This window comes from Ignavibacteriales bacterium (assembly GCA_026390575.1).
Lineage (GTDB): Bacteria > Bacteroidota > Ignavibacteria > UBA10030 > UBA10030 > Fen-1298.
Window position 1 is genome coordinate 49,497 of sequence record JAPLFR010000011.1, and the last position, 25,832, is coordinate 75,328.

General features: G+C 42.3%; 21 protein-coding genes. 20 read left to right on the top strand and 1 reads right to left on the bottom strand.

Annotated elements, in window-relative coordinates:
• Positions 1 to 64: 64 nt before the first annotated feature.
• The 14 genes from NTX44_10635 (at position 65) to NTX44_10700 (ending at position 17,403) form a co-directional block, all read left to right on the top strand.
• Entirely contained in the window at positions 65 to 1,369 is a 1,305-nt protein-coding gene (locus NTX44_10635; GenBank protein ID MCX6122055.1) for a cellulase family glycosylhydrolase, read from the top strand.
• A gap of 37 nt (positions 1,370 to 1,406) precedes the next feature.
• Complete coding sequence (locus tag NTX44_10640; GenBank protein ID MCX6122056.1) at positions 1,407 to 3,845, top strand: glycosyl transferase; 2,439 nt, start codon at positions 1,407 to 1,409, stop codon at positions 3,843 to 3,845.
• Between the two features lie 84 nt (positions 3,846 to 3,929).
• The gene (locus NTX44_10645; protein MCX6122057.1) at positions 3,930 to 5,765 is read left to right on the top strand and encodes a GDSL-type esterase/lipase family protein; all 1,836 of its coding nucleotides are present in this window, start codon (positions 3,930 to 3,932) and stop codon (positions 5,763 to 5,765) included.
• Positions 5,766 to 6,103: 338 nt separating this feature from the next.
• On the top strand, positions 6,104 to 7,486 hold the full coding sequence (locus NTX44_10650) for a GWxTD domain-containing protein (protein ID MCX6122058.1): 1,383 nt from the start codon (positions 6,104 to 6,106) through the stop codon (positions 7,484 to 7,486).
• 321 nt (positions 7,487 to 7,807) lie between these two features.
• A complete protein-coding gene (locus tag NTX44_10655; protein MCX6122059.1) occupies positions 7,808 to 8,353 on the top strand; it encodes a T9SS type A sorting domain-containing protein in 546 nt (181 codons plus the stop codon).
• A 271-nt stretch (positions 8,354 to 8,624) separates the two neighbouring features.
• On the top strand, positions 8,625 to 8,867 hold the full coding sequence (locus NTX44_10660) for a hypothetical protein (protein ID MCX6122060.1): 243 nt from the start codon (positions 8,625 to 8,627) through the stop codon (positions 8,865 to 8,867).
• A gap of 11 nt (positions 8,868 to 8,878) precedes the next feature.
• A complete protein-coding gene (locus NTX44_10665) occupies positions 8,879 to 10,618 on the top strand; it encodes a carbamoyltransferase (protein MCX6122061.1) in 1,740 nt (579 codons plus the stop codon).
• Positions 10,619 to 10,642: 24 nt separating this feature from the next.
• Complete coding sequence (locus NTX44_10670) at positions 10,643 to 10,825, top strand: DUF5989 family protein (GenBank protein ID MCX6122062.1); 183 nt, start codon at positions 10,643 to 10,645, stop codon at positions 10,823 to 10,825.
• Positions 10,826 to 10,909: 84 nt separating this feature from the next.
• Entirely contained in the window at positions 10,910 to 11,323 is a 414-nt protein-coding gene (locus NTX44_10675) for a hypothetical protein (protein ID MCX6122063.1), read from the top strand.
• Between the two features lie 9 nt (positions 11,324 to 11,332).
• Positions 11,333 to 12,082 (top strand): hypothetical protein, encoded by a 750-nt coding sequence (locus NTX44_10680; protein ID MCX6122064.1) that lies wholly within the window; start codon positions 11,333 to 11,335, stop codon positions 12,080 to 12,082.
• A 304-nt stretch (positions 12,083 to 12,386) separates the two neighbouring features.
• On the top strand, positions 12,387 to 13,055 hold the full coding sequence (locus tag NTX44_10685) for a succinate dehydrogenase cytochrome b subunit (protein ID MCX6122065.1): 669 nt from the start codon (positions 12,387 to 12,389) through the stop codon (positions 13,053 to 13,055).
• A 19-nt stretch (positions 13,056 to 13,074) separates the two neighbouring features.
• Positions 13,075 to 14,988: a fumarate reductase/succinate dehydrogenase flavoprotein subunit gene (locus NTX44_10690; protein MCX6122066.1), complete on the top strand. Its 1,914-nt coding sequence runs from the start codon at positions 13,075 to 13,077 to the stop codon at positions 14,986 to 14,988.
• Between the two features lie 91 nt (positions 14,989 to 15,079).
• The gene (locus tag NTX44_10695; GenBank protein ID MCX6122067.1) at positions 15,080 to 15,820 is read left to right on the top strand and encodes a succinate dehydrogenase/fumarate reductase iron-sulfur subunit; all 741 of its coding nucleotides are present in this window, start codon (positions 15,080 to 15,082) and stop codon (positions 15,818 to 15,820) included.
• Between the two features lie 62 nt (positions 15,821 to 15,882).
• Positions 15,883 to 17,403: an AMP-binding protein gene (locus NTX44_10700; GenBank protein MCX6122068.1), complete on the top strand. Its 1,521-nt coding sequence runs from the start codon at positions 15,883 to 15,885 to the stop codon at positions 17,401 to 17,403.
• Positions 17,404 to 17,458: 55 nt separating this feature from the next.
• On the opposite strand, the gene hydA is transcribed toward NTX44_10700, so the two are convergent.
• Positions 17,459 to 18,838 (bottom strand): dihydropyrimidinase, encoded by a 1,380-nt coding sequence (gene hydA, locus NTX44_10705; GenBank protein MCX6122069.1) that lies wholly within the window; start codon positions 18,836 to 18,838, stop codon positions 17,459 to 17,461.
• Between the two features lie 248 nt (positions 18,839 to 19,086).
• Between hydA and thrC the strand changes: the two genes are divergently transcribed.
• From thrC to NTX44_10735, 6 genes are all read left to right on the top strand, one after another.
• Complete coding sequence (gene thrC, locus NTX44_10710) at positions 19,087 to 20,328, top strand: threonine synthase (GenBank protein ID MCX6122070.1); 1,242 nt, start codon at positions 19,087 to 19,089, stop codon at positions 20,326 to 20,328.
• Entirely contained in the window at positions 20,325 to 20,876 is a 552-nt protein-coding gene (locus NTX44_10715) for an ORF6N domain-containing protein (GenBank protein ID MCX6122071.1), read from the top strand. The genes thrC and NTX44_10715 overlap by 4 nt, the downstream gene beginning before the upstream one ends.
• Positions 20,877 to 20,878: 2 nt before the next feature.
• Complete coding sequence (gene ssnA, locus NTX44_10720; protein MCX6122072.1) at positions 20,879 to 22,177, top strand: putative aminohydrolase SsnA; 1,299 nt, start codon at positions 20,879 to 20,881, stop codon at positions 22,175 to 22,177.
• 95 nt (positions 22,178 to 22,272) lie between these two features.
• On the top strand, positions 22,273 to 24,627 hold the full coding sequence (locus tag NTX44_10725; protein MCX6122073.1) for a xanthine dehydrogenase family protein molybdopterin-binding subunit: 2,355 nt from the start codon (positions 22,273 to 22,275) through the stop codon (positions 24,625 to 24,627).
• A complete protein-coding gene (locus tag NTX44_10730) occupies positions 24,624 to 25,478 on the top strand; it encodes a xanthine dehydrogenase family protein subunit M (GenBank protein MCX6122074.1) in 855 nt (284 codons plus the stop codon). The genes NTX44_10725 and NTX44_10730 overlap by 4 nt, the downstream gene beginning before the upstream one ends.
• Positions 25,479 to 25,535: 57 nt before the next feature.
• Positions 25,536 to 25,802, top strand: a complete 267-nt coding sequence (locus NTX44_10735) for a four helix bundle protein (GenBank protein MCX6122075.1) — start codon at positions 25,536 to 25,538, stop codon at positions 25,800 to 25,802.
• Positions 25,803 to 25,832 lie beyond the last annotated feature (30 nt).

Below are 25,832 nucleotides of genomic sequence, written 5' to 3' on the forward strand. Positions count from 1 at the left end.
CTCTTGAGCGGTTAGAGAAAATGCAATTGCAAAATTTTAGTAATAAAAATCATGAGGTAATCATATGATACGACAAAATATTTTTGTATCACTGCGCATAATGCTTTTCATGAGCGCGCTTGCAAGCTTGACCAGCACAGCAGTATACTCCAACGACACGTTAATTGTTGAAAAGCATGGTCAACTAAGCGTTAAAGGGAATCGGATAGTAGACAAAAATGGTGATCCTGTCGCTTTGCACGGAATGTGTTTGTATTGGAGCCAATGGAAAGGGCTATTCTATAATTACGATTGTGTGCAATGGCTTCGTGATGATTGGAAATGTACCGTTGTGCGTGCGTCGATGGCAGTAGAATCGGGAGGATATCTTACGAATCCGGAAACTGAAAAAGCTAAGATTATGGCTGTAATTGACGCGTGTATCGATTTAGGTATCTATGTTATTGTTGACTGGCATGATCATTATGCCCAGCGGCATGGAGATCAGTCAATTGCTTTTTTTGAAGAAATCGCAAGTACGTATAACGGCATACCAAACATAATCTATGAAATTTATAATGAGCCTTGGGGATCTGTCTCCTGGGCTGATTCTGTGAAGCCATACGCGGATTCTGTGGCTAGACATATTCGCGCCATTGATTCTGTTAATCTTATTCTTGTTGGTTCTCCAAATTGGTCCCAGGATGTTGATGTTGCCGCTAATAATCCTTTGTTATATAACAATATTGCTTATACATTACATTTCTATGCCGCAACCCACAAACAATGGTTGCGAAACAAAGCGACGACGGCATTGAATAGAGGCGCCGCACTTTTTGTGAGTGAATTTGGTACAACGACGTCGAGCGGAGATGGAACTATTGATTCCGCCGAAACAAATATTTGGATGCAATTTATGACTGATAATAAATTGAGTTGGTGCAACTGGTCTGTTGCTGATTTAACCGAGACCTCCGCTGCATTAAAACCGGGCGCCAATGCCAATGGCGGGTGGCCGGACTCAGATATTAGCATTTCAGGTCTTTTGATAAGAAGAAAACTTAGGGAAGCGTATGAGTTGTCCACAACAAGTGTGGGGACTGTGAGTGAAACGCCGTTGAATTTTGCATTACACCAGAACTATCCCAATCCGTTTAATCCATCAACAACGATCAGCTATTCGTTGCCTGAGGGAGCAAAGGTGAAAATTGATATATACAATCTTCTGGGACAAAAAGTGGCTGTCTTAGTCGATAGAGTTGAAGCTGCAGGCAATCATTCAGTTACATGGGATGCGCACAACTTCTCAAGCGGAATTTATTACTCTAGGATAAGAGCCGAAGGGGAAAAGACATTCGAGAAAACTCAAAAGTTAGCGCTTGTACGATAGAGCAAACATGATCTTCATTAATAAATAAGGAATAAAAGTGAAATACGGATATTTTGATGATAAACAAAAAGAATACGTAATAACACTTCCCGATACACCTTTACCATGGATCAATTACTTAGGCACCAGCGATTTCTTTGGAATCATTTCCAACACGGCAGGAGGATATTGCTTTTATCAAGATGCAAAACTTCGCCGTTTGACACGTTATCGGTATAATAATATTCCCATGGATAGCAATGGCCGGTACCTCTATATCAAAGACGGCGATTCAGTTTGGAATCCAATGTGGAAACCTATGCGTGTTCCACTTGATAAGTACGAATGCCGTCATGGGTTGGGATATACGAAGATCACCGGACAAAAAAATGAGCTGGAGGTTTCTTCATTATTTTTTATTCCGTTGGGTTCTAGAAATGAAATCTGGCATGTGCAGGCAACAAATCATTCAAAGAAACTGAAAAAAATTCGGTTGTGGAGCTTTGTTGAATGGTGTCTGTGGGATGCTCTTGATGATATGACCAACTTTCAAAGAAATTATTCTACCGGTCAAGTTGAAATAGAAAATGGTACCATTTTCCACAAAACAGAATATCGCGAACGAAGAAATCATTATGGATATTTTTCTTCCAGCGAACCCGTCTCTGGTTTTGACAGCAGCCGTGATGCATTTGTAGGTGTGCATCAGGGACTGGATGCACCGCAAGCTGTCATGCAGGGAAGTTGTAAGAACAGTATTGCATATGGATGGTTGCCTATCGGTGTTCATCAAATAGACCTGGAGTTGAAACCAGGTGAATCAAAATCTATAAATTTCTTATTAGGGTATGCGGAAAATCCGCCTGAAAAGAAATTTCTCGAGAACGGAAAAATCAGAAAAGATGAATTTGAAGAAGTGAAAGCGAAATACTCGAAGACTTCGGATGTACTGGCCGCATTTCAAACACACAAAGATTATTGGGAAAACTTGTTCTCAACGTATCAGGTTGATGCACCTGATACGATCGTTAATCGGATGGCAAATATCTGGAACCAATATCAATGTATGGTTACTTTTAACATGTCGCGCTCAACATCTTTATATGAATCCGGAATTGGCAGAGGAATGGGATATCGCGACAGCAATCAAGATATTCTGGGATTCGTGCACATCTTACCAGCCAGAGCACGTCAGCGGATGTTGGATTTAGCACGAACACAGCTTTCTGATGGCACATGCTTTCATCAATATCAGCCGCTCACCAAGAAAGGGAATGCTGATATAGGTGGTGGATTTAACGATGATCCTCTCTGGCTGATTCTATCCGTTGCGGCTTATCTGAAGGAAACAGGTGATTACAGTATTCTCAGTGAAAAGACCGGTTTTGCGGATGTTCAGAATTCAGCAGCAACAATGCTTGATCATCTTACTATCTCACTACAGTATACGTTAAATCACCGAGGACCGCATGGTTTGCCGCTTATTGGCCATGCTGACTGGAATGACTGCCTTAATCTGAATTGCTTCTCTACGACACCAGGCGAAAGCTTCCAATTAGCAGGACATATCGAAAATGATAAAGTCGCCGAATCCGTCATGATCGCTGGTTTGTTTTGTAGAGCTTGTGAAGAGATGGCGAAAATTCTAAAAAACACCGGAAAATCTGAACAAGCCGAAGAGTATCTGAAGCAAGCTGAAAATATGAGGAAGGTGATTTATGAGCATGGATGGGATGGTGAATGGTTCCTCAGGGCTTATGATTCTTTTAGCAGAAAACTTGGCTCATCAGAAAATGAAGAAGGTAAAATATTTATTGAAAGCCAGGGCTGGTGTGTTTTGGGCGGTGCTGGATTAGAAAATGGCTATGCAAAAAAAGCGTTAGACAGTGTCCGGAAACATTTAGCGACACCGAATGGAATCGTCTTGCAGCAGCCAGCTTTCCAAAAATATTATGAGCACTTAGGTGAAGTAAGTTCCTATCCACCCGGATATAAGGAAAATGCTGGTATCTTTACTCATAATAATACTTGGATACAAATTGCTGAAACCATGATCGGCAGGGGAGATCAGGCTATGGAATATTACAAGAGCATTTGTCCTCCGACGAAAGAAGATCAAATAGATATTTACCGTTCCGAGCCCTATGTGTATAGTCAAATGACCGCGGGCAAAGACGCCCCTACGCCAGGCGAAGGCAAAAATTCTTGGCTCACAGGCACAGTGGCTTGGTCTTTCGTCGCTCTTTCTCAATACATTCTCGGCGTACATCCAGATTACAACGGATTACGTATTGATCCTTGCATCCCAAGTGCATGGAAAAAGTATAATGTCGTTCGAAAGTTTAGAAACAGTATTTATAATATTACAGTGCATAACCCAAAGAACGTTTGCAAAGGCGTGAAGAGTCTGAAGCTAGACGGAAAATTATTGAACGGTACTGTTATTCCAGTTTTGAATGATGGGAAAACTCACACTGTAGAAGTTGAACTCGGTTAAATGAAAGATAAGAAAAAGAAAAAAGAAATTGATCCTCCATCCGCTTTGAGTCTGTCTCCTCGGAAAAGGAGAATATTTATGGGAGTGGCTGTTACACTCCCATTCGTATGTATCCTGCTTCTTGAAATAGGTCTTCGAGTATTTCATTACGGAGGAAACCTCGATCTGTTTATTGAAGGGCCGGATGGATATGGAGAATATCTCCGCTGTAATCCGAATGTTGCCCGACGTTATTTTTCCATGCAATCGAGCATACCGACACCTCCCAAACAATTATTTCTTAAGCAAAAACCTTCGAATGGATATAGAATATTTGTGTTAGGTGAATCCAGTGCTGCAGGTTTTCCTTATGGAAATAATGCTTCTTTCCCTAATGTGTTAGCGCGAGCTCTCTCAAATGCGTTTCCTGAAAAGCGTATTGAAGTAATTAATGTTGCGATGGCTGCTATCAACAGCTACACACTTTTAGATCTGGTTGATGAAGTCATTCAACAATCACCCGATGCATTACTTATTTATACAGGTCATAATGAGTATTACGGTGCATTGGGAGTTGGATCAGCACAATCCCTGGGCAATTTTCGATGGCTTATTAATGCCTACTTGAAGCTTCAATCAATAAAAGTGTTTTTGCTCTTACGCGATTGTATCGAATGGACAAGAATTCAGTTTAGTAGAATATTTTATAAAGGAAGCGAGGTTGATCCTTCTGCTACTTTGATGGAAAGAATCGTTGCTGAACAGACTATTCCGTATGGCAGTTCACTCTATGAAAACGGAAAAAAGCAGTTTCATGAAAACATAGATGCTATTCTTCAACGAGCTCAAAAAAGTGGTGTACAAGTGGTTCTGAGTGAATTGGTAAGCAATGTAAGGGATCAAGAACCATTCATCTCGATAGAGGGTAAGGAAGGACCATCGGCAAAATCAATATATACTCTGGCACAACAATTAGAAGCACATGGTGAATATGAAAATGCCAAACGAAATTATTATTTGGCAAAAGACTTAGATGCGTTGCGTTTTCGTGCACCAGAAGAGTTTAATTCAATCTTAAGGGAATTAGCGAAGAAATATAATATTCCGATTGTACCTGCAATATCGTATTTTGAAAAGGAATCTCCGAATACATTCATCGGGAGTTCTTTGATCCTGGAACATGTACATCCCAATATAAAAGGCTATTTTCTTTTAGCAAAAGCATTTTATGAAACAATTCAAAACAATCGAATGATTGGTACTGAATGGCCTTCGAATTGTATTGACCAAGAATGGAATCATGGATTGACCGAATTAGATAGTGTGTATAGTGCGCTGGTCATTCAGCAGCTAAAAGGGAGCTGGCCATTCCAACCGAAATCTCTGCCCAATCAGTTTCTCAAATATTTTCGACCAGCTACTCAGATTGAAAAAATAGCCTTTCACGTTATTCAAACTGCAAATTATAGCCTCGAATCAGGCCATATGGAATTAGGCAATTACTATAAAAAACAGGGTATTCTTGATAAAGCTTTTTTAGAATATAATGCGCTCATTACATCAATTCCTCATGAAATAGAATTCTATCAAAAGGCCGCAGCCGTTCTTCTTGAAGAAAAAGAATATGATAAAGCCTCACACTTGTTGCGCACGTCGCTAAAATATAAGGGGAACTATTTTGCATATAAGTGGATTGGACAAGTGGCGTTGATGGAGAATGATTATAAAGAAGCCATTTCGTTTTTATTAAAAGCAGATTTATTAGATACTCAGGTAGTATTTAATTTATGTCGTGCCTATTATTCGGACGGTCAATGGAAGAATGGAGAAGTGTATTTTCGTCGGCTGCAAAATTTAGCTCCTCATTCTAACTATTTCGACTATCTTAAGAAAATGCGAATTCAGTCGCTCATAAAAAATAGTACACCACCATCGAAATAATCTGAAAAACGCATACAAAGACGTGAAAAATCTGGATTGGGATGGAAAATTATTGAGCGAGCACGAGATTCCAGATTTAAATGAAGGAAAAATTTATAGCGGGAGAAGTTAACCTCGGTACGTGAACGACAATAGTACAAAGACGAGTAGTATGCATTGTGATAAAAAGCACGAATTGTACTGAGGAATCGAACCACATGACATTTGATGACTTCTCTAAGAAAACGGCGACGGTTCAGTGAGGAGAAAAAGAGTATATTATATAAGAGAAGATGGAGTTATCATTTTTCAATATTTTATTGACGAAAGATTTTTCATAATTAGGAAAATATAAGTATATGAAAAACATACGTTTGTATATGTATTATGTTCTCTCATTCTGTCTGCTAAGTCTTCAAATGCAATCGCAAACTCAATCTCATGTACAGAATCGCTTTGTTCTTAATGTCGATTATAGTCGGTTTTGGCAAAACGATTCTACAATGTTTGTAGAAATATCCACCGCAGTCTATCCGAATCTTACTATACTTACGCAAGATTCCCTGGGCTATCATGGGAAAATCGAATTGAGTATTACCATTCAGGATACATCAAGCGGAGTATTTGTTAACACAGATCGGTTTACGATTCCAATGAATTTTATCGATTCTGTTGCTCTCGCTAAAACAAAATCGATGGTTAATAACGCAACATATACTTTACGATGTGGCCTCTATAAAGTCTCTGTCTTGGGTGTTGATGCTTCCAATAGATCACGACGGGATAGTTCAATGTTCTTCATCGATATCATCAAGAGACCCGACACAATTGCTCTTAGTGATATCGAATTATGCTCAAGCATCACCGAATCTTCAGATCAAAAAGATGTTTTCTATAAAAATACATATCGAGTGATTCCTAATCCGAATTGTGTTTATGGCTCAACGACTTTTCCTCTGGTGCTCACGTATATGGAATTCTATAATCTGAAGAAGGGAATGACGTATTCAATCAAAGCACAAATTGTAGATTCGAAGGGTGATGTAAAGAAGCAGCGAACGCATCTCCGTCGATTCTCAATTCCCAACGTCGTGGATGTAACAACGTTGAATGTTACTTCGATTAGTTCAGGAAAATACAACTACGTTATTATCCTTTCCGATACACTTGGCAACGAAATTGCCAAATCACATCGGCCTATTTTTCTCTACAATCCCAATGTCCAATCAGCGCAAGCTCAGCCACTTTCAGAAGGAAGCGCTGTGTATGCTGGGTTCTCTTTGGAGGATCTTGCCGAAGAGTTTCGAGTTGCAAAGTATATTACACAATCCGAGGATAACAATGCATTCGATAAATTAACGACACTGGGAGCACGTCAAGAGTTTATGCAAAAATTTTGGACGAGAATTGAGAGAGAAGAACTTGGACGTTTAAACCTTACAAGATCTATCTATATGCAAAGAGTTGAGACTGCCAATCAGCGCTATAAGACACAGGCTAAGGAAGGATGGCGGACAGATCGAGGTAGAGTTCTTATTCTCTATGGAGAACCTGATGAAATACAAAGATTTACCTACTCGATGGATCGCAAACCGTACGAAATCTGGAATTATCATCAAATAGAAGGCGGTGTTGAGTTCGACTTTGTTGATCTTATAGGATTTAATGAATACCTCCTTGTGAATTCTACGAAACGTGATGAAATAAAGGATGATTCATGGCAACAATTATTAAATCAGTAATAACTGATAAGGAAATTTGCGACAGTAGATTATTTTGACGGCAAAAGATCGTATATGAAAAAAACTTACTTCACTTTAACAGCATTCCTGTTATTTTCTTTAGTTCCATTACTAACAGCTCAACCATTTCCTTATCAGGAAAGTACTCTTCCAATCGATCAACGGATTCCAATAAATTTTAGTGATGAAAACTATCATCTTCTTTATACGTACGGATTTGGAATAACTTCCATGGATGATTTTCCCCCAGGATCTTCTCCACAGTGTCTGTCAGCAATTATAACTTCTATGCGAGACATTTTGAGTTGACGTTTAATAAAAATGAAAAATCCATCTACTGAGCAGGCGTCTTTTGTTTTTACAAGAAATCATGTTCCACTAGTTGCAACGGCAACTCTTTCCTTGAAACACAATGACAGCACAACAATTATTGTAGAGTTAGACGCAGCATATTATTCCAGTAGCGACACTGGCACAATATCATATCGTTCCGGAACGATAGAATCTGTCGATAAAGGAATACTTCAACCTTTCGCTCCAATGGATGTCTATAATTGGACAAGCTCGTCACTGGTGGTCGCAGAAGATAAAAGCCTGATTCCTCTTGTGAGTAAGCTGGACCAAAACTATCCTCACCCATTCAATCCGGAAACATCAATGAACTATGAGCTTTCATTATATTGCCATGTTGAATTAAAAATCTATGATTTATTGGGGCGTGATGTGGCAACATTGGTAGATAGAGAACAGAATGCCGGAAGATATGCTGTAAAATTCAATAGAAGCAATTTAAGCAGCGGTATTTATTTTTATAGAATGAAAGCTGGAAATTTTCATAGGACACAAAGGATGATTCTGATGAAATAAGGACATTTGGATTATTTAATTCATAAATTGTCTTAGGATGTCTCAATTTGAAATAAGAATTTAGTTAACATCGTGGATGGATAAAAGGAAGCAGCATCGGCGTTAGCCACATTTCAAACCGTTTTCGGCTGAAGCCCAGATTTATTTAAGATATTCAAACCACGACCTGTCTCGAAAGGGATGCCCTTGGCAAGGGTCGTGGCAATATTTATGAATGACGACGATTTATCGTAGACACACCTGCTGGAGTATTTTAGAAAATGAGGATGAGATGAAGAATATTTTTCGAACACTCAAACGACTGTGGTTACTATTTGCACATACGCTTGGCAAGGCAAATACGATTTTGCTGCTCTTTCTTGTGTATTTTGTTGTCATTGGGATTATGTCGATCATTGTGAGACTTTTTCGAAAAGATCTTTTGCAGAAGAAAATGGATTATGATCAAGCATCGTACTGGCAATCCAGGGTAACAAGTGAACAGACTCTCGACCGCTCCAAATTTCAATTTTAATCTGGCATACTATGAATATTCTCGGCATATCCTGTTTCTATCATGATTCTGCGGCAGCTCTTATTAAAGACGGCATTCTCGTTGCCGCTGCCCATGAAGAACGGTTCACAAGAAAAAAGCACGATCAAGATTTCCCGACAAATGCAATTCGCTATTGCATGCAAGAAGGAGGCATTCAAGCACAGGATCTTGATTACATAGGATTCTACGATAAGCCGTTTACCAAGTTTGAGCGAATACTGACGACGTATGTAGCAACTTTTCCGAAAAGCTTACCTTCTTTTCTGAAAGCGATGCCGATTTGGTTGAAAGAAAAACTGTGGATTCCACAGAAGATGAGAGAGGAACTGGGTGACACTGCAAAACTCTTGTTCGTAGAACATCATCTCTCTCATGCCGCGAGTGCATTTTTTGTTTCCCCATTTACTGAAGCAGCAATTCTTACTGCGGATGGAGTCGGTGAATGGGAAACGACGACTATGGGCATAGGAAATGACAAAACTCTTACGTTGACGGAGAGCATTCATTTTCCGCATTCGCTCGGGCTCTTGTATTCAGCATTTACCTACTATCTTGGATTTCGAGTCAATAGTGCTGAATATAAAGTTATGGGGCTGGCGCCGTATGGAAAACCGGTGTTTGCTGATCTTATCTTAAAGGAACTTGTATCCCTGAAGGATGATGGAAGTTTTCGTTTGAATATGAAATACTTTGCGTATGATTATGGTCTGACGATGACCAATAATCGTTTCCATAATCTTTTCGGTGTGCCGCCGCGAACTCCGGAATCTGCATTAACGCAGTTCCATAAAGATGTTGCCGCCTCTATTCAGTATGTCACTGATGAAATAATGCTGCGCATGACAACCGACCTTCACAAGAAAACCGGAAGCGATAATTTATGTCTTGCGGGAGGCGTCGCACTCAACTGTGTTTCCAATAGTAAAGTACTTGCTTCGTCTGGGTTTAAAAAAATGTTTATACAACCTGCGGCGGGAGACGCTGGCGGATCTGTTGGAGCTGCGTTTTATATTTATAACATGTTGTTGAAGAATGAGCGCACCTATACTTGGAGTCATAATTTTTTAGGGCCGGAATATTCCGATGAAACTATTGAGCAGGTATTAAACCAGTTGAATCTTGGAGGCGAGCGACTGAGCAGCGAGAATCTTTTAAAACGCACTGCTCAACTGATCGCTGATCAACAAGTTGTGGGATGGTTCCAAGGTCGTATGGAATTTGGACCACGCTCGTTAGGTGCACGCAGTATTTTAGCAGATGCACGAAATCCAGAAAACTATTCACGTGTAAATTTAAAAATCAAATTTCGAGAGAGTTTTCGTCCATTTGCACCGACAGTGATATTGGAAAGAATGAAAGACTATTTCGAGTTTGATCAACCCAGCCCCTATATGTTGTTTGTTGCGCAAGTGAGACCTGATCGGAGAACAATTCCGGCAGTGACGCACGTCGACGGCTCAGCTCGCCTTCAAACCATTACACGTGACGATCATCCATTATATTATGATCTCATTGGCGAATTTGAAAAACTCACAAACTGTCCGGTTATTATTAATACATCGTTTAATGTCCGTGGTGAGCCTATCGTTTGCACACCGTTCGATGCAATCAAATGCTTTTTGCGAACCGACATGGATTATCTTATCCTTGGCAGCTTTATTTTGGATAAACGGAAAATCAAAGAATCAGGGTATCAGATGCAGATAAGCGAAACGTTTGCACTTGATTAATCTCTATTCATGAAAGGAATAGGAATGTCAAAAATTCTGAAAAGGCTAAAATCTGTGGTTTCACTCTTGGGAGAGTTTTGGGCGTTTATGCGCATGCAAAAAAAATGGTGGCTTGCACCTCTCATTATTATCTTGGTTCTTATGGGTACACTCATAATCTTAACGGAAGGTTCAGCTCTTGCGCCATTTATTTATGCACTTTTTTAATACCATCAGTATCAACGCACTATGTTCTTGGGGCAGGTATGCATTGCCGCTGCGTGAAGCACACATGTGATAGAATTTCTCTCGATGAAAAAGAATTTTAATATATGTATCCAAATTTGTATAGCGTTGCCGCTTCTTGCTTTTATTTCATGCACGATGGCAACTACCGGGCCTCAAGTTGGAAGCGGACCAATACCACTTGCATTTGCCCTCTATCAAAATTATCCCAATCCCTTTGCAGACACAACTCAAATCAAGTATGATGTTCCATTCACCGGAGGTTCGAATTCTCTCGTAACGATCGTTGTCTACGATCTCTTCCGAAATGATATACGGATTCTTGTAAATAATTCTTCCAATCCGCCTGGAGCATACACAACCAAATGGGATGGCCTGGATTATAAGGGAATTGCAGTTCCTTCAGGATTGTATATCATTGAAATGCGGGGATATACTCCGCAAACCACTATCCTTCGTATCACTGCAATCAAGGAATAGCAAAGGGATATGAAAAAGAGTTTGATAATATTGATATTTGCAGTGTCAATCGTTTCCGCGCAACAACAAGAACGAGATACGATCTTTGTCCAACGATCAGAAGTCGATACACTCTTTTCATCTGTACCAACCCCGGTTTTCAGTCTTGGCGTTTCAGGTGGGGCGACATTTCTTAATCCGGAAGCGATCAACAATCAGATAGAATTCAATAATTCTGCGTTCAATGAATCGCAAGCTCCGGTAAAGACAGTTGCTCAATGGACGGCGTGGTTCTCATTCCGTCCCAAAAATATGCCAACCTTCTTTTCTGTTCGAGGTGAATATATTACGGTTTCTCGAACGTTTTCATACATTGGAACGGTGACCGATCATGCGGGGAATATTGCTCGAAAGTTTAACGCATCGTTCACATCCAACTATTCTCTTTATCCTCTTTCGATCAATACCGGAAGTTATATTCCCAAGACAACAGTGAAGATGGAAATCGGATTTGTGTATGCTTATGCTTCATTGGCTACCACAACGGATATGGATGCGTATGGTTCTTCTAAAACTTCCTATACCGGCGAAGGATATGGATTTCGCATGGATTTGCAGCAAGTTACACCCATCAGCGGCGCTTTCAGCTTTACAGTTGAATTTGGTTATCGCTACCTCAATTTAGATGATTTTCGTGATTCCAAAGGACGTCTGCTGAATAATTTCTCCGTCAGTTATTCCGGCGTTTCGGTTCAAGCCGGTCTGTCATATGGATTTTAAAGCAACAGCTTGAACTTTCCTGCACAATCTCGATATCTTCTTACCGTATAAGCGCCTCATTCTTTTGAGAATTCATTCTACTATTGACGAAGATATACACATAAAGGATGGTAAGGAATGAGCACAGACCGATAATCAAAAAATTCTGTCTTAAAATGGAAAGCAATAAATATTCATTACTCTTCCGTTGCTTTTTCCAAGAATCTTCCCTACACTCTCAACAGTTAATTTACTGATAATTAATGGTTATGAATTAAACACTCGCTTAATGTAACTGTTGTTTAACCACACAGAGTCATCCTCTATGAACAGCATCCTCGAATTCTATTACTCATCTATTGGCAAGAAAGTACTGATGAGCCTCACAGGATTGTTCCTGATTACTTTTCTTGTAGAACACCTCGTAGGTAACCTTCTACTGTTTGCGAATGACGGCGGAAAAACGTATGAAGCATACGGTGATTTTCTCGTTTCCAATCCGGTCATTCGTTTCATAGAAATATTTCTCTTCCTCGGTATGATCGGTCATGCAATCCTTGGCGTCATTCTATGGATCAAGAACCGGATGACCCGGCCGGTCAAATACAAATTCTTCCGGTTGAAAGATAACTCACCTCTCGCATCCCGTACAACAATTTGGACTGGCAGTGTGATCGGAATCTTTCTTTACATTCATCTAAAATCATTCTTTATTCCTTCTCGATTTGCCGCAGAGAAAGTCTCAAATTATGAGCTGGTGATGCAGGCGTTTTCAAATCCCTGGTATGATGCATTTTATCTTGTTGCTTTACTCGTGCTCGGGTATCATCTGCGGCATGGATTCCAATCGGCATTCCAAACTCTCGGTCTTCGGAATAAAACCTATGCGCCGTTTCTTGATATGCTGGCATTCATTTTCTGGTTTCTCATTCCGCTGGGTTATGCGGTAATTCCTGTTTATTTCTTTTTTTATCAACAAGCTGTTTCTACGTGATTATGGGAGTTCATTGACTATGACGCTTGACTCCAAAATTCCCGGCGGGCCGATTGAAAAGAAATGGTCCAATCATCGCTTCAATATGAAGCTGGTTAATCCATCGAACAGGCGCAAATATTCCGTTATAGTAGTTGGAACTGGCTTGGCCGGTGCTTCTGCTGCGGCTTCGCTTGCCGAACTTGGCTACAACGTGCTGGCGTTCTCGTACCACGAATCGCCGCGGCGAGCGCACAGCATTGCGGCACAGGGCGGCATTAATGCACCGAAGAATTATGCCAATGATGGCGACAGTGTTTATCGCTTATTCTATGATACTTTAAAAGGCGGTGATTACCGGGCGCGTGAAGCAAACGTATACCGGCTCGCTGAGGTGAGCGGCAGTATCATCGACCAATGCGTCGCACAGGGTGTTCCGTTTGCTCGTGACTACGCAGGTTATTTAGATACGCGTTCATTCGGCGGCGCACAAGTATCGCGAACATTTTATGCCCGCGGCCAGACTGGTCAGCAGCTATTGCTTGGTGCATATTCTGCGTTGAGCCGTCAAATTGGTGCGGGTGGCGTGAAGTTTTACGACCGGCGCGAGATGTTGGATCTTGTCGTCGTAGATGAAAAGGCTCGCGGTATCGTCTGTCGAAATTTGAAGACAGGCGCAATCGAATCGTATGTGGCGGATGCAGTTGTGCTTGCTACTGGCGGTTATGGCAACACGTTTTATCTTTCTACGATGGCAAAGGCGAGCAATGCCACGGCAATCTGGCGAGCGTATAAGAAAGGCGCACTGTTCGCGAATCCTTGCTTCACACAAATTCACCCAACGTGCATTCCGGTTGGTGGTGATTATCAATCCAAGTTAACGCTTATGAGCGAAAGCTTGCGTAATGATGGACGCATTTGGGTTCCGAAGAAATCCGGTGACACACGCATACCATCTCAAATTCCAGAAGATGAACGTGATTATTATCTCGAACGTCTCTATCCTTCATTCGGTAATTTGGTTCCGCGCGATGTTGCTTCACGCCGTGCAAAAGAAATATGCGATAAAGGTTTTGGCGTCGGTAAAACAAAGATGGCAGTATATCTTGATTTCGCAGACGCCATGAAACGCAATAGTAAACATTGGATTGAAGAAAAGTACGGCAACCTTTTCGATATGTATCACGAAATTACTGCCGAAGATCCCTATGCCGTACCTATGCGCATTTATCCCGCTGTTCACTATACAATGGGTGGATTATGGGTTGACTACAATCTTATGAGCACGATTCCCGGTTTATTTGTTATCGGTGAAGCGAATTTCTCAGATCACGGCGCGAACCGGCTTGGAGCCAGCGCGCTCATGCAAGGATTAGCCGATGGGTATTTCATTCTTCCATACACCATGGGAGATTATCTGGCGAAAACAAAATTCAAATCTCTAGCAACCGATCATCCTGAATTCAAGAAAGTCAACACTGATGTTGCCGAACGAGTGAAGCAACTTCTTGCTATCAACGGCAAACAACCTGTAAGCGAAATTCATAAAAAACTCGGTAAGGTTATGTGGGATTTTGTCGGCATGGGGCGCAGCGAAAAAGGGTTGAAGAAAGCGTTAAAGCTCATTCCGGAAATCAGGGATGAATTTTGGCATGATGCCAAAGTCATCGGCGAGACTGACAATATCAATATCGAACTGGAAAAAGCCGGGCGCATTGCCGATTTTATGGAATTGGCGGAATTGCTGGCGCTCGACGCGCTGGAACGGAATGAATCATGCGGCGGCCATTTCCGCGAAGAATATCAAACACCTGAAGGCGAAGCACTTCGGAACGATAAGAAGTTTGCATACGTGTCAGCTTGGGAATACACCAAGGCTCACAAAAAACCAAAGCTCAACAAAGAACCGCTCACGTTTGAATATGTGAAACCCTCTGAACGCAGCTATAAATAGAAAGCAGTAACGAGTAGCCAGTAATGAGTAACTCGATACTCGTAACTCAAAACTAAAAATTCAAAACTTAAAACTAATAACTCTTAATCCTATGAACTTCACATTAAAGATATGGCGTCAGAAAAAACAGGAGGATGCAGGGCGTTTTGAAATGTACGAAGTGCAGAATATATCGCCGGATGCATCATTTCTAGAAATGTTGGATGTACTGAATAATCAACTGGTGCTTCAAGATAAAGACCCTGTTGCATTTGACCACGATTGCCGCGAAGGCATCTGCGGCAGCTGTGGCCTCATGATCAACGGGCGCGCGCATGGTCCTGGCCGCAAACAGGCGACATGCGATGTGCGCATGCGGACATTCGATGAAGGACAAACATTGACTGTAGAACCATGGCGTGCACAGCCATTCCCCGTGATTAAAGATTTGGTTGTCGATCGAACTGCAATGGATAGAATTATGCAGGCGGGCGGATTTATCTCGGCACGAACCGGCGGCGCACCGGATGCGAACTCAACTCCTGTGACGAAAGCGAATGCGGAAGAAGCGATGGATGCGGCGGCGTGCATCGGATGTGGAGCATGCATTGCAGCATGCCCGAATTCTTCTGCAATGCTTTTTGTGGCGGCAAAGGTTTCACAGTTTGCATTACTGCCGCAAGGACAGGTTGAAAGAAAAGAACGCGTTCAGAAAATGGTACTGCAAATGGATAAGGAAGGCTTCGGCAATTGTTCCAACAATTATGCATGCGAAGCCGAGTGCCCGAAAGGAATCTTAGTCACGCATATTGCGCGATTGAACCGAGAATTCCTGCGAGCGAAACTGGCATAAGAACGTATCTCGGCAGAGGTATTCGCAACGATCACCGCACAAAATTTTCTAAGGGAAAATAAATGCTTCTTCATCATCACTTTGTCCACATTGCCAAGCAGTTTGAAAACAAAATGGCAATTATCGACCGTACAACAGGGAAGAACATCAGCTATGGCAAAGCACTCATAGCATCGCTCATCTTAGCGGATAAATTCAAAAAATACGATGAGGGATTTATCGGTATCATGATTCCGACTTCTATGGGATGTGCGCTTTCTATCCTTGGTGCGCTCATGAGCGGGCGGACTCCAGTGATGATTAATTATTCGACCGGTGCCGCACAGAATTGCGAGTATGCTCAGAAGAAATGTGCTTTCAAAACCATCATTGCTTCAAAAGCACTCGTCGAAAAGATAAATTGTCCACGCGTGCAGGGAATGATCTTTATCGAAGATATTATGGAGACTGTTTCTATTCTGGATAAAATTAAAGCAGCACTGCGGGCAAAGCTTCCTGTAGATCGGCTGCTGAAAAAAATCCATTCCGGCGATGAAGATGATAACGTGATTATTCTCTTTACAAGTGGAAGCGAGAAAGATCCAAAAGCGGTTCAGCTCACGCATCGAAATATATCTGCTAATGTTGATGGGCTCATCAAAGTCTTTGAATTTACATCTGATGATGTATTCCTTGCCAACTTGCCTTTCTTCCATGTGTTTGGACAGACGGCAAATTTATGGCTGCCTCTGTACTACGGCATGACAATTGTTTCCTATGCCAACCCGCTTGATTTTAAAGCCATCTGTAATATCATTCGTGAAGAGAAAATTACTTTTGTGGTGGGTACACCAATATTTATGTGGGGATATTTGAGGAAGTCAGAACCCGGCGATTTTGCATCATGCCGTATTATGCTGGCTGGTGCTGATAAGACACCGGATTCCTTGCGACAGGAATTCCTTCACAAGCATAATATTAATCTTCTAGAAGGGTATGGCTGCACAGAGACGAGCCCTGCAATCAGTGTCAACACACCGGTAGCAAACCGTCCGGGAAGTGTCGGATTACCGTTACCGAATGTGAAAGTACGAGTTGAGAATTATGAAACCGGCGATGAATGTGCTGTCGGTGAAATAGGCAAGATTCTTGTCAAAGGCGATAGTATTATGAAAGGTTATTTTGATGATTTTGAAGCAACAACTCTGAGCATACGGCATGGCTGGTATGACACCGGCGATATGGGATATCACGATGCAGATGGATATCTCTGGCATGTCGGCAGGTTAAAACGTTTCATGAAAATTGGCGGTGAAATGGTTTCACTCATCCGAGTAGAAAATGTGCTGGAACATTTACTGCCTGATGATGTTGCTTGCTGTGTTGTCGAGGTGCCGGACTCTGTTCGTGGAGCCAAGATTGTTGTCGCCGTCACCCAAAAAATTGACGAAAAAGCAATTCTAAAAAAAATGGCAGAGGAGCTGCCGAATATCGCTTTGCCGAAAAATTTTGTTGTCTTCGAAGAACTGCCTAAAATGGGCAGCGGCAAGATTGACTTTCGCAAAATTACCGATATGGTCAGGGATGCGTTGCAGCAAAAATAAGAATAAACAGAGATGTGAGCAATAAAATATTAGAATGAATTTTATTGTCCATCATTTATCGGACATCACGTGGCAATCTTGGTAGAAATTTCCCATGCCCCGGCTCTCCGCACCATATATTATTATCGATAATAATCTTTCCACGCGAAACTACGGTTTCCGCATTTCCTTTTAATCGCCATCCTTCATATAATGAGTAATCGACATTCATATGATGCGTTGATGCAGAAATGGTATGCTCGGTTATAGGATTCCAGATTACAATATCGGCGTCGCTGCCAACAGCAATTGTTCCCTTTTTAGGATAGAGACCAAAGAGCTTTGCAGGCATTGTCGAAACAATTTCGATCCATCGATGTATTGAAATCTTTCCGCCTGCCACGCCGAAATGGAAAAGGAGTTGTAATCTATTCTCTATCCCAGGAGCGCCATTGGGGATTTTTGTGAAGTTCGCGTATCCCAATTCTTTGTCTCGCCGGAAGTTAAATGGACAGTGATCTGTCGAGACAACTTGCAATGAATTATTTCGAATGCCATTCCAAAGCTTCTCCTGATTCCATTTTTCCCTTGGCGGTGGAGTGAAGACATATTTTGCACCTTCAAAATGAGGTTTGTCCAAATCTTCTATTGATGTAAAAAGATATTGCGGGCATGTTTCCGCATACACTGGTTGATGTTTCGATTGTGCCTGATGGATATATTCGAGCGATTCTGAACACGAGATGTGAACAAAGTACACAGGCGCTTCTGCTTGTTGCGCCAGTTCTATCACTCGCTGAACGGCTTTCGCTTCTGCCTCGGCTGGGCGTGTCGTGGCATGATACTTTGGCTCGCTCTTGCCTTCCATCAATGCTTTCACAACAAGCACTTCGATCATTGCTGAGTCTTCTGCGTGTACACAAACAAGTCCGCCGTTCTTTTTTGTCTGACGCAGTGTTCTGAGAATAGTCTCATCATCCACCATCAGCCGATCGGGATATGCAGTGAAGAGTTTGAAACTCGTCACGCCTCTTTCTATCATTTCATCCATCTCAGCAGTTCGGTGTTCCGGTAAGTCAACAATAATCATATGCAAACCAAAATCGATCACAGATTTTTCAGCTTCCCTCAGCCGGATATCGAGTGCTTCGCTCAGTGAACGCCCTTTTACTTGCTGGGCAAAGTCAATGATGGTCGTTGTGCCGCCAAATGCCGCCGCACGCGTTCCGGTTTCGAAGTCATCACTCGTTATGATATTGCCCACAGGTAAACTTAAATGAGTGTGAACATCAACACCGCCTGGGATGACAAGTTTTCCAGCTGCATCGATGATCCTGTCTGCTTTCATATCGAGATCCGGTTCGATTCGTTTGATCACTTCGTTCTCGATGAAAATATCTGCATGTATCTCGCCGGTTGATGTAATGACGCGACCGTTTATAATAAGGATTGACATGTATTTTTCTTTTCCCTGCGTTGTGGAAAGAATATACTTTTAACTTTCAAAACGCAAGTTATTCGTTGGTACCTGATAATGAGTACGTTAGCTAAATCGATAATTATTCAATTATCAAACAACCTACCTGCAAATTTGCTCAAATTCTTGAATGTCCTAAAAACTTCCTCTCGATTTCCATTAGAAAGCGCACTATATTGACAGAGAAGTTGGAAGAGTGAACGCTCCTTGATTATTAGAGGAATACAATGGAAGTACGAAAACCTGAATTTGTTACCAACTTACGCTGTCTTGTATGCGGCAGAATCGTGGCGTACGGCAATGTGTTCACCTGTCCGAACTGCGGTGTCGAAGGAATTCTCGATGTCCAATACGATTACGATTCAATTCCCAATCCACGATCCACAATCCGTAGTCGACAATTTAATCATTGGCGTTATAAAGAATTACTCCCCATTTCACCTGATATTTCACTTCCGCATTTACACATCGGCTGGACTCCGGTGTATGATGTTCCCCGTCTTGCACAAACCATTGGTATCTCAAAATTATTTCTGAAAGATGATGGGCGCAACCCGACGAATTCTTTTAAGGATCGCGCAAGCTCGGTGGGTGTGATGAAGGCGCAGGAGTTTGGATTCAAGACCATTGCATGTGCTTCAACAGGGAATGCGGCATCGTCGCTGGCGGGAATGTCGGCGGCAGTTGGATTACGAAGTTTCATCTTTGTTCCGCAGCGCGCACCGGAACCGAAGGTAACACAATTGCTCATTTTTGGTGCAACGGTTATCCGTATCCAGGGGACGTACGAACAAGCATTCGATCTATGCCGCGAAGCTTGTGAAAAGTTCGGCTGGTATAATCGCAACAGCGGCACGAACCCTTTTTTGGTAGAAGGGAAAAAAACAGCAGGATTAGAAATTGGCGAGCAGTTTGGTTCTGCGGTTCCAGACTGGGTGGCTGTCTCGGTGGGAGACGGATGTACAATTGGCGGTATCGGAAAAGGATTGCAGGAAATGAAACGGCTGGGATTTATCAATCGTGTGCCCCGTTTGCTGGGTGTGCAGGCAGAAGGTTCCAAGCCGTTGATGGATGCTTTCTTTTCCGGAAAAGATTTGGTACCATCACAACCCGACACGATCGCAGACAGCATCGCCGTCGGAACACCGCGCAATTGGCGCCGCGCGATTCAGCAAATTAAAATATCGAACGGAACGATGATTGCAGTTTCAGATGAAGAAATTTTAAAAGCAATGCGATTAACAGCGCGACTCGGCGGAGTATTTGGCGAACCGGCAGGTGTTGCAGGTGTTGCAGGATTGAAGAAAGCACTTGCACAAGGCATCGTCAAACCGGATGAATCTGCCGTTGCAGTCATTACCGGCAATGGATTGAAAGATATTGCTTCTGCAAAGAAAGCAGTAGGGCAGACAATCGATATAGAACCTGACATTAGTATATTAGAAAATAGATTACACGAACTCACGTGAAGAAAGAACTCATAGCACTAGAAAGAATTGAGGAAAAGATATTCCTCATTCGCAATCAAAAAGTGATGCTTGATTTTCATTTGGCAGAACTCTATGGCATATCAACAAAGGTTTTAATACAGGCAATTAAGCGCAACGCCAATCGGTTCCCGTTCGATTTTATGTTTCAGCTTACTCAGGAAGAATATGATAACTTGAGGTCACAATTTGTGACCTCAAGTTGGGGTGGCAGAAGGTATCTTCCGTATTCATTTACTGAACAGGGTGTTGCCATGCTTTCTAGTGTACTTCACTCTGAACGTGCCGTACTCATGAATGTTGCCATAATGCGAACGTTTGTAAAACTACGGGAAATACTAAGCACGCATAAAGAACTTGCCCAAAGACTTGCGGAACTCGAAGAGAAAATTTCTCAACACGATTCAGAAATTCAAATCCTCTTTCAGGCTATTCGTCAGCTTATGAAACCACGTGAGAAATCAAAACATCCTATTGGATTTATTGTTAGAGATCAGAAAGCGAGTTACAATACGAGAAAGCGAAAGTAGATATGAATTTCCTCCTCAGAAATGTTAAAATCATTTCTCTAGATCCACTAAGGATCGAAGAAGCGGACATCCGCATCATTGATGGTACTATTGCTGATTGTGGGAAGAGTCTACGACCAAAGAAGAGTGATGAAGTTATTAATCTTTCTGGAAAAATTATTCTTCCCGGGTTTGTGAATTCACACACACATCTCTATTCAGCACTTTCACGCGGAATGCCTGCGCCGAAGACCGCGCCAAGGAACTTCATCGAGATTCTTCAAAAAGTATGGTGGAAGTTGGATGAAGCGCTGGATGAGGAAGCCATCTATTATAGTGCACTCGTTGGCGCAATCGAAGCAGTCAAATTTGGAACGACGACACTTATAGATCACCACGCATCGCCGAATCATATTAGCGGCTCGCTTGATTTAACAAAATCTGGAATAGCGAAGGTTGGTTTGCGCGGAGTCGTTTGCTACGAAACCACTGATCGCGGTGGAATGAAAAAACGCGATCTTGGATTGGAAGAGAATGAACGTTTTATTACTGAGAATGCGAACAATCCTCATTTCCGTGGAACCATGGGAGGGCATGCTTCCTTCACGCTCTGTAATGATTCACTGCGAAAACTTGGCGAACTTGCTTCGTTGTATGATTGCGGTGTCCACATTCATGTCGCTGAAGATAAAGCCGATGTATTGGATTCAATGGAAAACTATAACACCGATATCATTAGCCGATTGAATGAACTTGGCATTCTTCGCAAGAAATCTATCTTCGCTCACGGCGTTCACCTCAATCAAAAACAATTTGCCAGAGTTGAAAAAGCCGGTGCGTGGATGGTCCACAATCCGCGTTCGAATATGAATAATGCCGTTGGTTATGCGCCGCTGAATTGGTATGGAGAACATTCTGCTCTTGGCACGGATGGATTTCCGGCAGATATGTTTGATGAGGCAAAGTTCGGCTATTTCCGAAATGCTGAATCTGATCATCGAACAGAGTTTTCCCGGCTGCCAGTGATGCTAAATAATGGACAGAAGCTTATCTCTCAATTCTTCGGGCGATCATTTGGAACGCTTGCAAAGAATTCACCGGCGGATCTTGTTGTGCTCGATTATAAATTGCCGACGCCAATGATTTCTCAAAATATCTATGGTCATTTTCTGTTTGGAATGAATTCACCCATGGTTCAACATGTGATGATCGATGGTAATTGGATTGTCTGGAACCGCCAGATGATGGGAATTGATGAAGATGCAGTAATGGAGAAGGCACGTAAAGTTGCCGCAAGGTTGTGGAAAAGCATAGGTAAATGATTTCGAAATTCGAATTGTCATTTGCGAATAAGAAAGTGCAAAGATGAATCTTGGAAATCTAAAACTCGCGACAGACTTCTGAAAGCGGATAACTGATGTCTGAAAAACTCAAAATAATCGGCAAGTCTGAACGGCGTGTGGATGCATGGGGCAAGGTAGCCGGTAAAGCGAAGTACGCCGACGATTATAATGTGTCGCACCAATTGATAGGTAAAGTGCTTCGCTCGAAATATCCGCATGCTAAAATTATCCACATCGATATTTCGAAAGCGGAAAATCTTACTGGCGTTGAGGCGGTGCTGACTGCAAAGGATATTCCCGGTGCAAAAGTGTTCGGTGTTGTTGTAAAGAATCAAGCTATTCTTGCGGAAGATCGTGTCCGCTATCTTGGAGATGGCATTGCAATCGTTGCCGCTCTGTCGAAGGAAATTGCCGAACAGGCGATTTCACTTATCGAAGTCGAATACGAACCGCTTCCCATCGTGAGCGATCCGGAAGAAGCAATGAAACCGGATGCGCCGGTTCTCCATGACGATAAAAATGAATTCGTGCATCATCACGTTCGAAAAGGTGATATCACGAAAGGTTATACTGAAGCTGATTTTATTATTGAACGGAAATTCAAAACTCAATTTATCGAGCATTCGTACATCGAACCGGAAGCTGTACTTGCAGAACCATCAGAACAGGGTGGAATAAAAATCACGGGTTGTGTACAGAATCTTTTTTCAACCCGCCGTTCTGTTGCATCGATGTTGAATCTTGATCTTGCGCAAGTGCAGATTGTACAGTCAACGCTTGGCGGTTCATTTGGCGGTAAAGATGAAGCGATGACGTTAATCAGCTGCCGGGCTGCGTTACTTGCGATGAAAACAGATAAGCCAGTCAAGATAGTCAACACGCGCGAAGAGTCGATGCTCGAAAGTTACAAGCGGCACCCGTATGTGCTCTATTATAAATGGGGCGCTAAGAAGGATGGCTCCATCACTGCAATGGAGATCAAGTGTATCGCAGATGGCGGTGCGTACGCATCGATGAGCCCGTTTGTTACGTGGCGGTCCGTTGTGCAGGCAACGGGGCCTTACTATTGTGAGAATGTTAAAACAGATGTCTATGCGACATACACCAACAATAATTACACCGGAGCGATGCGCGGATTCGGATCGCCGCAAGTCAATTTTGCCATTGAATCAATGATGGATGAGTTGGCAGAAAGAGTTGGAATGAATCCGTTCGAAATCAGAATGAAGAATGGATTTGAGATCGGAGCGGTGACTGCGACGGGTCAAAAACTAACACATAATGTTAGTTTGAAGGAAGTATTGAAGAAAGCTGCGGATGCAAGCGACTTCGAGAAGAAATGGAACAACAATCGCAAAGCAACGATGAACGAAAAACGATGCGGCATTGGGCTCGCATGCAGCTATCGCGGTGTGTCGCTTGGTGCAGAAGGAACCGATGCAGCAGAAACCATAGTCTCTGTGCAAACGGATGGCAGCGTGATCGTTTCTTCCGGCATCACTGATATGGGACAGGGTGCGCAAACGCAAATGTCGCAAATTACTGCTGAGGTGCTTGGTATTTCGATGAATCGGATTCAATTTCTGAACACGAATACAAGTCGTGTTGCGGATTCCGGAGCAACAGTCGCATCGCGAGGAACAATTATGGGCGGTTCAGCGGCAAAGAATGCGGCAGAAAAAGTGCGTATGACATTACTCGAAGTCGGTGCAGAAATGACTGGCGAAGCAGTGAGCGATCTCGATCTTCTCGACAACTATCTCGTCAATAAAAAAACAAAAGAGCGTCTGGCATCATTCAATGAACTTGCAACTGTATGCTTCGACAAAGGTAAACCAATGATAGGACTTGGCTGGCATCGTTCACCAAAGACTTCTTGGGATGAAACGCAGGGACAAGGTGATGCATATTTTACTTTTGTTTACGGAGCAAATGTGGCAGAAGTAGAAGTCGACATTGAAACAGGAAAAGTCAACGTGAAGGACTTCGTTTCTGTGCATGATGTCGGTAAGGCGATCAATAAAGGAATGGTCGAAGCACAGATTTACGGCGGTGTAGCAATGGGCATTGGTTATGGATTGCTGGAAGAGTTTGAAATTGAAGACGGCATTCCAAAGCAGATCAACTTTGATGAATATCTCATTCCAACGTCGATGGATGTACCGCGCATGAAGGCAATCATAGTAGAGAACGAAGATCCAACTGGACCGTTTGGAGCAAAATCAGTCGGCGAACCGACCAATGAACTTGCAGCTCCAGCAATTGTCAATGCGATTTATAATGCAACTGGAAAACGTCTCTATGAAATTCCTGCAAACCTTGAACGAGTACGGCTCGGTCATAAACTCATACGAACTGGCAAGCGTGGTTCGGAGCAGAAGGAATCTGGGGAAGCCGATTCATGCAAGATTCAGGGGAATAGAACGTGAAGCAGTTTGAATATTTTTCGCCGAACAATGTTATAGAAACTTTCGCACTGTTGACAGAGTTTGGAAGTGATGCACAAATTCTTGCTGGCGGCACAGATGTGTTAATAGAACTTCGTAAACCTTCGGTCAAAGCTCCCAAAGCAATCATCGATATAAGCTGTTTAAGTGAATTGAAGGGAATTACCGAGACTGAATCTGAAATTGTTATCAAACCGCTTAGTACACATACTGAGCTTGGAACTTCGCCAGTTATCAAGAAGTATGCGCGATTGCTTCATATGGCTGCAAATGGTATCGGCTCACCGCAAATCAGAAATCGCGGGACCATAGGCGGTAACATCATGAACGCAGCAACATGCGCCGATACTATTCCGCCATTGATGGCGCTTGGTGCAACCGCGAAATTACAGTCGATAGAAGGTGAACGTAATGTTCCTCTTATCGATTTCTTTGTTAAACCTTATCAGACCATCGCGGCAAAGAATGAGCTTCTCACGGAGGTTCGATTTCCTAAGTTACTCAACTTGATGAAAAGCGCGTTCATCAAACTTGGAAGAAGAAATGCACTGGCGATTTCCCGTTTGAGTGTTGCGGCAATCCTTCAAAAGAATGACAATGGACTTATCAAGGAGGCGCGAATTGTTCCTGGAGCGGCATTCCCCAAATGGCAGCGAATGATAGAAGCAGAAAAAATATTGATTGGACAAAAGCCGACAAAGGAATTATTCGCCGAAGCAGGGCAAAAGGTTTCGGAAGTAATGATCTCTTTTACTGGAAAACGTTGGTCAACTGAATACAAAGAGCCCGTGATAGCCGTTCTTGTTCGCAGAGCATTGGAAAGATGTGTATGAATGATTAGAATAATTCAAATGATTGTAAAGATTCAAATAATTTGAAAGATTGGCTTTGTGGTAAAAAGTATAAAGAGATTTGAGGATTTGGAAGTGTGGCAACGGGCTGTAGATTTTGCTGCTGAGATCTACAGGATCTCCGATATTGGAAAACTGAAGCAAGATTTTGATGCGAAGAGTCAGTTAAGACGTGCTGCTTTTTCTATATCGAATAATATCGCAGAGGGATTCGAGTATAATTCTACTTCAGAGTTTATTCGATTCTTAAAATATTCAAAAGGGTCGGCTGGTGAAGTACGAAATCAATTGATTATTCTAAATTAAATTGGTTATCTCGCGGAAGATGAATACAAA

What these genes read in the sequence shown, in the direction of transcription:
- NTX44_10635 (MCX6122055.1), top strand. Translation starts at nt 65, where the DNA reads ATGATACGACAAAATATTTTTGTATCACTGCGCATAATGCTTTTCATG.
- NTX44_10650 (MCX6122058.1), top strand. Translation starts at nt 6,104, where the DNA reads ATGAAAAACATACGTTTGTATATGTATTATGTTCTCTCATTCTGTCTG.
- NTX44_10655 (MCX6122059.1), top strand. Translation starts at nt 7,808, where the DNA reads ATGAAAAATCCATCTACTGAGCAGGCGTCTTTTGTTTTTACAAGAAAT.
- NTX44_10660 (MCX6122060.1), top strand. Translation starts at nt 8,625, where the DNA reads ATGAAGAATATTTTTCGAACACTCAAACGACTGTGGTTACTATTTGCA.
- NTX44_10665 (MCX6122061.1), top strand. Translation starts at nt 8,879, where the DNA reads ATGAATATTCTCGGCATATCCTGTTTCTATCATGATTCTGCGGCAGCT.
- NTX44_10670 (MCX6122062.1), top strand. Translation starts at nt 10,643, where the DNA reads ATGTCAAAAATTCTGAAAAGGCTAAAATCTGTGGTTTCACTCTTGGGA.
- NTX44_10675 (MCX6122063.1), top strand. Translation starts at nt 10,910, where the DNA reads ATGAAAAAGAATTTTAATATATGTATCCAAATTTGTATAGCGTTGCCG.
- NTX44_10680 (MCX6122064.1), top strand. Translation starts at nt 11,333, where the DNA reads ATGAAAAAGAGTTTGATAATATTGATATTTGCAGTGTCAATCGTTTCC.
- NTX44_10685 (MCX6122065.1), top strand. Translation starts at nt 12,387, where the DNA reads ATGAACAGCATCCTCGAATTCTATTACTCATCTATTGGCAAGAAAGTA.
- NTX44_10690 (MCX6122066.1), top strand. Translation starts at nt 13,075, where the DNA reads ATGACGCTTGACTCCAAAATTCCCGGCGGGCCGATTGAAAAGAAATGG.
- NTX44_10695 (MCX6122067.1), top strand. Translation starts at nt 15,080, where the DNA reads ATGAACTTCACATTAAAGATATGGCGTCAGAAAAAACAGGAGGATGCA.
- NTX44_10700 (MCX6122068.1), top strand. Translation starts at nt 15,883, where the DNA reads ATGCTTCTTCATCATCACTTTGTCCACATTGCCAAGCAGTTTGAAAAC.
- hydA (MCX6122069.1), bottom strand. Translation starts at nt 18,838, where the DNA reads ATGTCAATCCTTATTATAAACGGTCGCGTCATTACATCAACCGGCGAG.
- thrC (MCX6122070.1), top strand. Translation starts at nt 19,087, where the DNA reads ATGGAAGTACGAAAACCTGAATTTGTTACCAACTTACGCTGTCTTGTA.
- ssnA (MCX6122072.1), top strand. Translation starts at nt 20,879, where the DNA reads ATGAATTTCCTCCTCAGAAATGTTAAAATCATTTCTCTAGATCCACTA.
- NTX44_10725 (MCX6122073.1), top strand. Translation starts at nt 22,273, where the DNA reads ATGTCTGAAAAACTCAAAATAATCGGCAAGTCTGAACGGCGTGTGGAT.